The 13525-nt window shown below is 39.3% G+C and carries 8 protein-coding genes; all 8 read left to right on the forward strand.

Features of this window, described 5'->3' with window-relative positions:
- The first annotated feature begins 4 nt into the window (after window positions 1–4).
- Complete coding sequence (locus H560_RS0117930) at window positions 5–1960, forward strand: RagB/SusD family nutrient uptake outer membrane protein (protein ID WP_027381265.1); 1956 nt, start codon at window positions 5–7, stop codon at window positions 1958–1960.
- An 84-nt stretch (window positions 1961–2044) separates the two neighbouring features.
- Entirely contained in the window at window positions 2045–3214 is a 1170-nt protein-coding gene (uxuA, locus tag H560_RS0117935) for a mannonate dehydratase (RefSeq protein ID WP_027381266.1), read from the forward strand.
- A 110-nt stretch (window positions 3215–3324) separates the two neighbouring features.
- Window positions 3325–4140: an SDR family oxidoreductase gene (locus H560_RS0117940; RefSeq protein WP_027381267.1), complete on the forward strand. Its 816-nt coding sequence runs from the start codon at window positions 3325–3327 to the stop codon at window positions 4138–4140.
- Between the two features lie 83 nt (window positions 4141–4223).
- Window positions 4224–5942, forward strand: a complete 1719-nt coding sequence (locus tag H560_RS0117945; RefSeq protein ID WP_034753175.1) for a glycoside hydrolase family 43 protein — start codon at window positions 4224–4226, stop codon at window positions 5940–5942.
- Between the two features lie 236 nt (window positions 5943–6178).
- Complete coding sequence (locus tag H560_RS0117950; RefSeq protein ID WP_027381269.1) at window positions 6179–7798, forward strand: glycoside hydrolase family 43 protein; 1620 nt, start codon at window positions 6179–6181, stop codon at window positions 7796–7798.
- Between the two features lie 87 nt (window positions 7799–7885).
- The gene (locus H560_RS0117955; RefSeq protein ID WP_027381270.1) at window positions 7886–8758 is read left to right on the forward strand and encodes an alpha/beta hydrolase; all 873 of its coding nucleotides are present in this window, start codon (window positions 7886–7888) and stop codon (window positions 8756–8758) included.
- A gap of 55 nt (window positions 8759–8813) precedes the next feature.
- A complete protein-coding gene (locus H560_RS0117960) occupies window positions 8814–11273 on the forward strand; it encodes a glycoside hydrolase family 31 protein (RefSeq protein ID WP_027381271.1) in 2460 nt (819 codons plus the stop codon).
- A gap of 19 nt (window positions 11274–11292) precedes the next feature.
- Window positions 11293–13525: glycosyl hydrolase 115 family protein (locus H560_RS0117965; RefSeq protein WP_027381272.1), on the forward strand; the 2233-nt coding region annotated here is incomplete at its 3' end.

Consider the following 13525-nt stretch of genomic DNA (forward strand, 5'->3'; position numbering starts at 1 on the left):
AGTCATGATAAATTTGAACAAAAAACTGATATTGGGAGCAATCTTTTTATCATTAACATTTACAGGATGTAATGAGATTCTTGACGAGCAGCCAAGATCAACATACACTGTTGACTACTTTAGTACGCCGGATGGGATCAACCAGAGTTTTACTTCCTTATACAGACAGTTAAGAATGTTGTATGGTAACGGTTACTTTATGAGTAATTGCCAGAACGGTACTGATGAATCTACCTGGGCACAAAGTGCTGACGGTAACTTCAAAGAGCTGGATATGTCCGGACAGGGAAATATCAATTCCAATACTTTTCCTACCAGTATGATCTGGGGGTCTGTTTTTCCATATATCAATACAGCCAACGGGATCATAGAAAAAGGACCGGGGTTCGGAATTGCCGAATCAATGATCTCGGAAGCCAGATTCTTCAGGGGATTTGATTATTTTATGCTGGTTCAGACGTACGGAGGAGTTCCTTTGGACTTAGGTGCCGGAGAATTAAAGTTTAATACCATTCCTGCCACTACATCAGTAAGAAATACTGTTCCTGAGGTTTACACAAAAGCTATTTTTCCTGATCTTAAAACAGCCATTGACAACCTGCCCGCTTCACCACGTGTCACGGGAGGAGTTACAAAAAATGTTGCAAGGTTAATTTTAGCCAAAGCTTACCTTACCTACGGCTGGTGGCTGCAGAATCCCAACAATATTCCCACTTATCCGGAAGTGTCAAGAACTGATCCTGATGGCCACAACGCTCAGTGGTACTTCCAGCAGGCTTATGATATAGCGATGGCGGGAATTACAAATCCCGGAACTTATGGTCTTCAACCTACTTTCTACGATGTAAACGTAGGTTCCAACGATAGAAATTTAGAATGTATGCTCTATGCAGACCATACCTCATCAAGTACATATTATAACGAAAGTGATCCTGTAGGATTTGGTTCCGGATGGTCGCCTGATAACTTTGCAGCATGGATGCAGACCTGGAATTATACAGCCATTAAAAGCAGTAAAACAGCAGCATGGGGACCAAATGATGCAGTAAGCTCCATCCAGCGTGAGGCTGCACAATCATTGGGAAGACCTTGGGTTCGTATGTGTCCTACAATAGGTGTAATTAAAAACACGTTTGCAGATAAAACCAATGATTCCCGCTATGACGGTACATTTGTAACTACCTACAGAGGAAACTGGAATAAAGTTGGAACAGGGCTTACAACGGTTCCTACTTTATATAATGCCAACGGTCTGCCTGTACAGCCCGGCGGAGCTATCCTTAGTTTCCTGAATGATGATTCACAGACTCCGGCATATCCTACAGGAGCAGGGCAAAGCGGAGTAGGAGCAGGAACATTGCCTGGAAGAGCAGACTGGGTTATTGCACCAAACGGAATCAGCAGAATAGTATATCCGGGATTATGGAAAATAGGAACTTACCGTACCGATGATCCTAACGGTTTAGGATACCCTAATGCAGGGCTTACAAGACCTTTCAATGTCGCTAAATTTTCAGAATTCTATTTCATCGCAGCGGAAGCAGCGGTAAAAGGAGCTTCAGGAGCAATGACAGCCAGAGATCTTATCAATGTTATCCGTGCAAGAGCCGGAAAATGGAAGTTTAATAATGCTCAAAATGTGGCTTATATAGCAGATAACAGTGCTGCTATGGTTGCCGCAACACCTGCAGTAATCACCATAGATTATATTTTGGCTGAAAGATCCCGTGAATACTATGGAGAATTCTACAGATGGTATGATCTGGTTCGTACTCAGAAATGGGAGCAGTATGCTACAACCTATCAGATCGGAGGTGCTTCTTACGGGGATCATACTCCGCAAACCGTGACCAGAACGATAAAACCTTTTCATTATCTGAGACCAATTCCTCAAAATCAGCTTGATGCAATGGAAGTTTCTGCAGATATTAAGGCTAAATATCAGAATCCTGGTTATTAAAAAAATATTTAGTTTCACATTCATATAGTTAGCAGGGCAGATACCAAATGTCTGCCTTGTTTTTTAATTAAAATTTTAAAGACTATGGAAAGAACATGGCGCTGGTTCGGTAAGAAAGACAAAATACAGTTGAATATGCTTCGCCAGATCGGTGTGGAAGGTATTGTTTCAGCATTGCACGATATTCCGAACGGGGAAGTCTGGTCATTAGAAGCCATTAATGATTATAAAAATTATATCGAAAGTTTCGGCCTTCGCTGGTCTGTCGTAGAAAGTCTCGCAGTAAGTGAAGCCATAAAATATGGAGGGGAAAACAGGGATCAGTTAATAGAAAATTACATTAAAAGTCTTGAAAATCTGGGTAAAGCCGGGGTAACAACGGTTTGTTACAACTTTATGCCGGTCCTCGATTGGGCTCGTACAGATTTGTTTCATCAATGGGAAGATGGTTCGTCGTCTTTATATTTTGATAAAGCAAAATTTGCTTATTTTGAAATTCATATTTTGCAGCGTGAAGGTGCAGAAAACGATTATAATTCAAAGATTCTTCAGAAAGTAGAAGGATTAAAAAATACATTGACGGAAGAAGATAATAATATTCTTATAGATTCTGTCATTGTAAAAACACAGGGTTTTGTCAATGGGAATATCAAGGAAGGAGATTTAAATCCTGTAGAAAAATTCAAAAATTTACTGGCATTATATGACGGAATTGATAAAAACCAGCTTCGTCAGAATATGAAATACTTCCTCGAAAAAATAATGCCTGTCTGCGAAAAGTGGAACATTCAGATGTGTGTGCATCCGGATGATCCGCCGTTTTCATTGCTGGGCTTACCAAGAATTGTCACCAATGAAGAGGATATCGACTGGTTCCTGAATGAGGTCAATAATCCACACAACGGATTGACGTTCTGTGCAGGTTCTTTAAGCGCAAATCTTCAGAATGATGTTCCGAAGCTGGCTCAAAAGTTTGCACACCGCACAAAATTTGTCCATTTAAGAAGCACCAATGTCTTTGAAAACGGAGATTTTATTGAAGCGCATCATTTGGGAGGAAGAGGAAAGCTCATTGATGTCATCCGTGTATTTGAAAAAGAAAATCCGGATTTACCAATGCGTATCGATCATGGAAGACTGCTTACGGATGATGTAGATAAAGGCTACAATCCCGGATATTCATTCCTGGGAAGGATGCTTGCATTAGGACAAATCGAAGGCGTAATGGCCGCCGTCAATTCTGAATTAAAATAAAAAGACAAAACAGAACCCGAAGGGTTCAACATCAATAGCTTCAGGTAAAAACCTCTGGAAATAAATGGTTTAATCATCAATTATAAAATATCATCTATCAATTATAAAAAATGAACGAAATATTCAGTATAAAAGGTAAGGTAGCCATCATTACAGGTGCTTCAGGTGTTTTGGGCGGAAGTTTAGCTAAAAGTTTCACCGAAGCCGGAGCAAAAATTGTTGCGCTCGGCAGGAATCAGGAAACATTAGATGCCAGAGTTAAGGAATTAACAGACCTTGGCGGCGATGCCTTTGCTGTGGAAGCCAATGTAATGAATATCGAAAGTCTTGAAGCCGCTTCGAAAAAAATCCTTGAAAAATACGGCAGGATTGATATTTTGCTCAATATTGCCGGAGGAAACATTCCTTCCGCAACATTATCTCCGGACCAGTCTTTTTTTGATTTAAAAATGGAAGCATGGAACGAAGTCACAGACCTCAATATCAACGGAACCGTTTACCCAAGCTATGTTTTCGGAAAGGTAATGGCAGAGCAGGGAAGCGGAAGCATTGTAAATATTTCGTCAATGGCGGCCTATTCCGCCATTACAAGAGTGGCGGGCTATTCGGCGGCCAAATCGGCGATTACCAATTTTACGCAATGGCTTGCTTCGGATGTAGCCCTAAAATTTGGTGATAAAATCCGTGTCAACGCTGTGGCTCCGGGGTTTTTCATCGGTGATCAGAACCGTGAAATTTTATTGAATCCTGATGGATCTTTAACCGACCGAAGCAAAAAAGTAATTGCGAAAACACCAATGCAGAGATTCGGGGAAGTGGAAGAGCTTAATGGGGCTGTCCAGTTCCTGTGTTCAGATGCAGCAAGTTTTATTACAGGTGCTTTATTGCCTGTTGATGGTGGTTTCAGCGCATTCAGCGGAGTTTAGAAAGAGTAAATTTTCTTCATGTAGTAAGCAGGGTCTTAATATTGTTTAAGGCCTTGTTTTTAAAGATTATAAAATATAAAATAATGAAACAGAACATAGTGAACCGGTCATTTTTTAGGAATAAAACCCAAATAATTGCAGCAGCTGCTTTACTTTCGGTAAACAGCTTTTCAGCGCAGGTTTTTTCTGATTTTTCCTATCGCGGAAATGATAAGATCTACACAAACAATCCCCTGAAAGAGGATGAATTTTATTCGCCGATTCTTCAGGGATGCTATCCCGATCCCAGTATTACAAGAAAAGGAGAGGATTATTATCTGGTGAATTCTTCATTCTCAATGTTTCCGGGTGTTCCTATTTTTACTTCAAAAGATTTAGTGAACTGGAAGCAGATAGGGCACGTTCTCGACCGTCCGTCACAGCTTAAAGTAGAAAAATCAGGCGTTTCACAGGGAATTTATGCACCGGATATTAAATATAATAAATATAACGATACTTTTTATATGATTACCACTCAGATCGCCAGTGGAATCGGTAATATGGTCGTGAAAACCAAGGATCCGGCAAAAGGCTGGAGCGAAGTACAGAAGCTGAATTTCGATGGTATTGATCCTTCAATTTTCTTTGATGATAATGGAAAGGCATACATCGTTCACAATGATGCTCCCCCAAAGGGAACCGAGCAATACAACGGCCACCGCGTCATAAAAATCTGGGATTATGATCTTGAAAAAGATCAGGTAGTCGCAGGATCAGATAAAATTATTGTAAACGGCGGGGTAGATCTTTCCCAAAAACCAATATGGATAGAGGGTCCGCATTTGTATAAAAAGAACGGAAAATATTACCTGATGTGCGCAGAAGGCGGAACAGGAGGCAATCACAGTGAGGTTATCTTTATGGCTGATTCCCCGAAAGGTCCTTTCATTCCGGCACTTAACAATCCGATTTTGACCCAAAGATATTTCCCGAAAGACCGAAAAGATAAGGTAGACTGGGCAGGTCATGCAGACCTTGTGGAAACTCCGGAAGGAAAATATTACGGTGTATTTCTTGCCATTCGTCCAAACGAAAAAAACCGTGTGAATTCAGGAAGGGAAACTTTTATTCTTCCCGTGGACTGGAGCGGAAAATATCCTGTTTTTGAAAATGGGCTGGTTCCGATGAAACCAAAATTAAAACTACCGGAAGGTGTAAAAAACCAGACCGGACAAAACGGATTTTTCCCTAATGGTAATTTTACCTTTACAGATAAGCTTACCGGTAAAAATCTGGATTACCGATGGATTGCGATGAGAGGCCCGCGAGAGAACTTTATCAGCACGGTAAAAAACGGAGTAAAAATAAGCCCTTTTGAAACCAATATTAAAGCATTGGCGCCTGTTTCGGCATTATTCCACAGGTTGCAGCATGAAGATTTTGAAACTTCCGTAACGCTGGATTTTAAGCCTAAATCTGAAAAAGAATTAGCCGGAATTACCTGCTACCAAAGCGAAAGATTCAATTACGTTTTTGGAATTACAAAAAAGGGTAAAGATTTCTATATTGTTTTGGAAAGAACCGAAAAAGGAGAATCAAAGCTGATCGCCAGTGAAAAAATTTCCCCTTCAAAAACGATTAGATTACAGGTAATTGGTGAAAAAGATGACCATCTTTTTAATTATTCTCTGGATGGTAAAAACTTCAGAAATCTTGGCGGCCCTGTTTCCGGTGACATACTTTCTACCGATGTGGCAGGAGGTTTTACGGGAAGCTTAATTGGCCTGTACAGCACTTCGTCTAACGATATTGTGCCTGATTAATGTATAGTTCGAGCAGTTATTTATAATGATAATCACAGGGAAATCATCAATAGGAACGGGCTTTAGCCCGTTCAATAAGCAAAATCAAAACAGGCTTTAGCCCAAACTTAACAAAGGCTCTAAGGTTAAGGTTAAAAGGTTGAAAATGAAATAGTCAATATGAAAAGTGAACACAGAGCTTGTCGAAGTGTCTCTTAAAATTGTAAAAATTAAATAACCATTCAAACATTGAGATTTTGAAAATTAATAACACATTTTATATAGTTTCTTTTTTTGGATTTATCGGGCTGAATCTCCTTTCGGCTCAGGTAAATCCCACTCAGAAACAGCAGACAACGGCCTTTACTAATCCCATCATTTGGGCAGATGCTCCGGATTTATCGGTAACCAGAAGCGGAGATGATTTTTATCTTATCACCACCACAATGCACCTCATGCCGGGAGCACCGGTAATGCATTCCAAAGACCTTGTGCATTGGGAAATGGCAAGCTATGTATTTAATACGCTGAATGATAATTCCAAATATGACCTGTTGGATGGCACGGTTTACGGCCGCGGACAGTGGGCTTCGTCCATCCGTTATCACAAGGGAAAATATTATGTTTTGTTTTCCCCGAATGACGAACCTTTTAAATCTTATTTCTATGTAACGGATAATCCTGAAAAAGAAGGCTGGAAGCTTATTACCAGAACCAGACATTTTCATGATGCCTCTTTGTTTTTTGACGATGATGACAGGGTGTATGTCTTTACTTCCAATAAAGTTTTTGAATTAAGTCCTGATTTTAAGCAAGTCATCGGAAATCCTGAAGGAACGGAAGTTTTTCAGAAGGATTCCTCCGAAACCGGCTTGCTGGAAGGTAATCAGATCATCAAAAGAAACGGAAAATATTATATGATGATGATTTCATGGCCGAGAAACGAAAAACGAAGACAGGTAGTCTACAGAGCAGATAAAGTAACGGGTCCTTATGAGAAAAAAGTAGTTCTGGAAGATAATTTTTTAGGATTTTCTTATGCCGGGCAGGGCACATTGATTGATGATAAAAAAGGTAACTGGTATTCGCTTATTTTTCAGGACAGAGGCGGAGTGGGGCGTGTCCCGATTCTCCTTCCTGTACGGTGGGAAAACGACTGGCCGGTTCTGGGTGACAACGGAAAGATTCCTTTGCATGGTGAAGTTCCGCTTCCTCCGTTTAAACCGAAAAATAATATTGTAGAAAGTGATGAATTTTCAGATAAAAAATTGAAAATCCAGTGGCAGTGGAACCATAATCCTATAAATGATGCATGGTCTTTATCCGAAAGAAAAGGATTTTTGAGACTAAAAACGAGCCGTGTAGTAGATCATATTTACGCAGCTCCAAATACTTTAACACAAAGAATGACCGGTCCGAAATCAAGTGCTGTTGTTGCATTAGATGTGAAAGGTATGAAAGATGGTGATATTGCTGGACTCAGTGCATTTAATGGCGATTCGGGAATACTGGCTGTTGTAAAGGAAGGAAATCAAAAATTTATTACGTTTTCTACCAATGAAGTAAGTCTTGATAATAAAACAAAGGCCATTACAAATGTAAAAAAAGAAGAAAAAAAACGAATTCCGTTGAATTCGTATAAAGTTTTTCTTCGTATTGAAGCAGATTTTAACCTTGGAAAAGATTTGGCGGATTTTTCTTACAGCACAGATCAGAAGAACTGGACGGTTATGGAAAAAGGCTATAAAATGATTTTCGATTACAGAAGGTTATTTATGGGGTCAAAGTTTGCAATTTTCAATTATGCAGCCAAAAATACAGGAGGTTTTGTAGATGTAGATTTTTTCAGAATTACAGATTCTTCAACCATAAAATAAATGTTTTAGAATACTATTAAAAATAATTTCAAAGGATTTTATTTTTTTATCTAAATTAATAAGTGTAAAAAATACAAATAAAGATTTATGAAAAATTCAGTTGTATTAGCATTAGGTTTTGTTTTGTCAGGAATGTTTATTTCTGCCCAAACAATTGAAAAACAGGCGCCACAGGGTTTTGATATTGAAAAAAAAGAGATTCCCCATGGGAAAATTGATACCATACAATATGAATCAAAAACGGTGGGAACTCAGAGAAGAGCTCTGGTCTACACGCCACCTGGTTTTAAAAAAGGAAATAAATATCCCGTTTTATACCTTCTTCACGGCATCGGCGGTAATGAAAAGGAATGGTTCCGAAACGGCACGCCTCAGGTTATTCTCGATAATCTCTACGCACAGGGAAAAGTAATGCCGATGATCGTAGTTTTGCCCAATGGCAGGGCGATGAAAGACGACAGGGCAACAGGAGATATTATGGCAAAAGATAAGGTAGCAGCATTCGCAACTTTTGAAAAAGATTTGTTGAACGACCTTATTCCGTTTATTGAAAAGAAATATCCGGTTAAAAAAGATAGAGCAGAAAGGGCAATTGCAGGACTATCGATGGGAGGTGGCCAAACCCTGAATTTCGGATTGGGAAATATCGACAAATTCGCTTGGGTTGGAGGGTTTTCATCTGCTCCGAATACAAAAGAACCTCAGCAATTGCTTCCAAATCCTGAAAAAGCCAAAGAATTAAAGCTTCTCTGGATTTCCTGCGGTGATCAGGACCGTCTGATGCCTTTCAGCAAAAGAACCCACGATTATCTTACAGCAAATAAAATACCTCACATTTTCTATGTAGAACCCGGCGGTCATGATTTTAAAGTCTGGAAAAATGACTTATATCTGTTTTCTCAGTTGCTTTTTAAGCCTGTGGATCAGGAGAAAATTAATAGTTTTTTGAAATTAGATTAAAAGAAATCTCAGAAACTGATCTTTAAGTTTCAATTCAATCCATCAATCACAAAAAATGAATTTCAGAAAAATAAACATAAAAGCTTTTATTGTTACGATCGTAATAATATCCGGAGTACAAAATAATGTCAATGCGCAGTCTTACAAAAAGACGGATACAGGCGTGAATTTTTCTTCGGATAACATGAATGTGCAAGTGAAGCTTTACGGACCGCACATCATAAGAATTATTAAATATCCTTCGGGAAAATCATTTATAAAAAAAAGTCTGTCTGTTATCAAACAAGAACAGAAAATAAAATTCTCCGTTACAGAAAATGAAAATATTTTGTTGTTAAAAACCAGTGGCTTACAACTTGTCATCAATACTAAAAACGGAGAAGTTGCTTATAAAACACCATCCGGAAAAGAGCTTGTAAAAGAAAACGGGAACGATTTCAAACCCTTTAATGATGCAGGAAGTCCTACTTATTCTGTAACTCAATCTTTTCAGTTAGAAAAAGACGAGCCTATTTATGGTTTGGGAATTTTACAGAACGGAAAATTATCTCAAAGAAATCAGGACATCAGAATGGTGCAGAATAATACCTGGGATTTTGTGCCTTTCTTCCAGTCTGTAAAAGGATATGGCATTTTTTGGGACAATTATTCTCCTACTCAGTTTACGGATAATGATCAGAAGACATCTTTTACTTCCGAAGTGGGAGACGGGGTGGATTATTATTTCATGTATGGCGGAAATGCAGATGGCGTGATAGCAGCAATGCGTGATCTTACGGGAAATGTCCCAATGTTTCCGTTATGGACTTACGGCTACTGGCAAAGTAAGGAACGCTACAAAAGTCAGGGTGAAATTGTGGATGTTGTTAAAAAATACCGTGATCTGAAAGTGCCTTTGGATGGGATCATTCAGGATTGGCAATATTGGGGAAACAATTACCAGTGGAATGCAATGGATTTCATAAGCCCTGATTTTCCTGATGCCAAAAAAATGCTCAATGATATTCACGGGTTAAATGCACATCTTTCTGTATCCATCTGGTCTTCATTCGGGCCAATGACGAATCAGTATCGTGAAATGGATCCTAAAGGAATGCTTTTCAATTTCAAAACCTGGCCGGAATCCGGAAGGGAAAGCTGGCCTCCGGACATGAATTATCCTTCAGGAGTACGTGTTTATGATGCTTACAATCCCGAAGCCAGAGACATTTACTGGAAATACCTGAATAAAGGCGTTTTCAGTCTGGGCGTAGATTCCTGGTGGATGGATTCCACTGAACCAGATCATTTGAGCCAGAAGCCGGAAGATTTAGATACAAAAACATATCTTGGTTCGTTCAGGAAGGTTAGAAATGCATATCCGTTAATGGCTGTTGGTGGTGTTTATGATCATCAGCGTGCAACAACAGGCGATAAGAGGGTTTTTATTTTAACAAGATCTGCATTCGCGGGGCAGCAGCGTTATGGAGCCAATACTTGGTCGGGAGATGTCAATTCTTCTTGGGAATCATTACGGAATCAGGTTCCTGCCGGTTTAAATTTTTCTATGACCGGAAACCCTAATTTTAACTCTGATATAGGAGGATTCTTTGCCGGAACATATAAAAAAGGCTGGAGCGAGAGTTCGGGTTCAAAAAATCCGATGTTTCAGGAACTGTATGTTCGCTGGCTGAAATATGGAACCTTCACACCGATGATGCGTTCGCACGGAACCGATGTGCCTAGAGAAATCTATCAGTTTGGAAAAAAAGGGGATGTAGTGTATGATGCTGTGGAGAAGTTCATCAGGTTAAGATACAGTTTGCTGCCTTATATTTATTCTGTTTCGTGGGATGTTTCCAAAAACCAGTCTAGTTTTATGAGAGCGCTTGCAATGGATTTTAAGGAAGATAAAAAAGCCTGGGATATCAACAACGAATATATGTTTGGAAAATCTTTTCTGGTGGCTCCTGTGCTGAACCCTCAATACACTCCGGAAAAAATAGTGAAGACCGATGAACAGAACGGTTGGGACAAAAGAGAGGAAAAAGGACCTTCGGTTGAGAATGTGGATTTCACACAGAATAAAACCGTAAAAGCATATCTTCCGTCCGGTTCTGAGTGGTACGACTACTGGACCAATACAAAGCACAAAGGCGGACAGGAAATCGAAAAAACAGTCAATATCCAAAATATTCCATTGTATGTAAAAGCCGGAAGCATAATTCCTTTCGGGCCTGATGTACAATATGCTGCAGAGAAAAAATGGGATCATTTAATTCTGAAAATATATCCCGGATCTGATGCGGATTTTGTCTTATACGAAGATGAATTCGACAATTACAATTACGAAAAAGGCAGCTATACTGAAATTCCAATACATTGGGATGATAAATCCAATGCACTAACCATTCACAGCCGCAAAGGAAAATACACAGGAATGCTTGAAAAAAGAAATTTCACCATTATTCTTCCTAATGGTCAGCAAAAAGCAGTGGCTTATTCAGGTAAAAATATTAAAGTGATTCTTAAATAATGATTAATGACGAAATGATATGATAAACCATAAAAAAATTATCAAAGTATTTGTATTGCTCTGTTTCCTTGGAGTTGGAAGCGCTTTTGCCCAACAAACTTTAGGTATTACAGAGAATATCATTTCAAATGATAACGGTTTTCCAATTGTTTCAACGGACGGAAATGTTGCAAATTTATTTTATGATAAATCAGAAAATCCTGCCGTCATTCGTGCTGCGAAAGATTTACAGTCGGATATACAGAAAGTGACAGGAAAATTACCCAATCTTTCAACAACAGAAATTTCCGGCGAATTTGAAATCATCATCGGAACTTTTGGCACAAATAAATTGATTGATAAACTTATATCCTCAAAAAAAATCAATGCCAAAGATTTAAAAGGAAAATGGGAAAGTTTCGTGATAACAACGGTAGAAAATCCAAAATCTAAATCCAAAAAACAGCTTATCATTGCCGGAAGCGACAGAAGAGGAACGATTTACGGAATCTATGAATTATCAAGACAATTAGGGGTTTCTCCATGGTATTACTGGAATGATGTCCCTGTTCAGAAACGTTCTTCGGCGTATGTTGTTCCTGGGTATTATGCTTCAGGTGAGCCTAAAGTAAAGTATCGCGGTATTTTCATTAATGATGAAGAACCTGCTTTCGGAACCTGGGCAAGAACCAAATTCGGAGGCATCAACAGCAAAATGTATTCACACATGTTTGAGCTTCTCCTTCGTCTCAGAGCCAATTATTTGTGGCCTGCAATGTGGGGGAAAGCCTTTAACGAAGATGATCCGCTTAATCCGAAAGTTGCCGATGAATACGGAATCGTTATGGGGACTTCTCACCACGAGCCGATGATGCGGGCTCAGAAAGAATGGGGAAATCATAGAAAAGAATACGGAAACGGTGAATGGAATTACCACACCAATAAAGAAGGTCTCCTGAAATTTTGGGAAGATGGATTCAGCCGGAACAAAAATTATGATAATCTCGTGACAATGGGAATGCGTGGAAACGGCGACGAACCGATGAGCGACCTGGGAAGTGCGGAAGCCAATTTCAAATTATTGGAGCAAATTATGCTTGACCAGAGAAAAATTATTCAGAAAGTAACAAAAAAACAGGCTAAAGAAACACCTCAGCTTTGGGCTTTATACAGTGAAGTTTTAGATTACTACGATCAGGGAATGAAAGTTCCGGACGATATGACGATTCTACTTTGTGATGACAATTGGGGAAATGTCCGCCGATTGCCTTACCTCAATGGCAAAAAACATCCTGGAGGTTACGGAATGTACTACCACGTTGATTTACATGGCGCGCCAAGAGCCTACCAATGGCTGAATATGGCGCAGATTCCGCACATGTGGGAACAGCTGCAGCTGACTTACAGTTATGGAGTAGATAAAATCTGGATCTTGAATGTCGGAGATCTAAAACCAAATGAATATCCAATGGATTTCTTCCTGAATATGGCGTGGAATCCAACTTCTTTTACACAGGAAAATCTGGATTATTACTCGGTGAAATTTGCAGAAGATCAATTTGGAAAAAATAATGCCAAAGAAATTGCAGAAATCATCAACCTGTATTGTAAATATAATTCAAGAGTTTCCGCGGAAATGATGAATCACAAAACATATAATCTTCAAAGTGGGGAGTTTTTGCAAGTAAGAGATGCTTATCTGGCTTTGGAGACGAGGGCTTTGAGACAGTTTATGATTTTGGATAAGACCTACCAAGATACGTACAAACAGATTATTTTACATCCGGTTCGTGCAATGGCCAATCTCTACGACATGTATTACGCCGTTGCAATGGATCATAAATTGGCAGAAGAAAAAGATCAGAAAGCAAATTATTGGGCAGATTATGCCGATGAATGTTTCACCAGAGATGCCGAATACACCAAAGATTACAACCTGAATATCTCCGGAGGAAAATGGAATCATATGATGGATCAGACGCACATTGGCTACAAATCCTGGGACGAACCCAAAGAAGGAAACATTAAGCCAACCGTTTACAGAATCACTCCTGCAGAAGCAAAAACCGGAGGGTATATTTTTGAAGAGAAGAATGGCGTAGTGACTATGGAAGCTGAACATTTCTTGGATGTTAAAGCTCCTGCCAATACAAAATGGACGGTTATTCCGGATTTGGGAAGAACACTTTCCGGAATTTCCTTAATGCCTTACACCGAAAAAACAAACGGATCAGCTATTAGTTATCAGTTTAAATTAAAAAATAATCCTTCCA

The organism is Chryseobacterium daeguense DSM 19388 (assembly GCF_000430825.1).
GTDB lineage: Bacteria > Bacteroidota > Bacteroidia > Flavobacteriales > Weeksellaceae > Chryseobacterium > Chryseobacterium daeguense.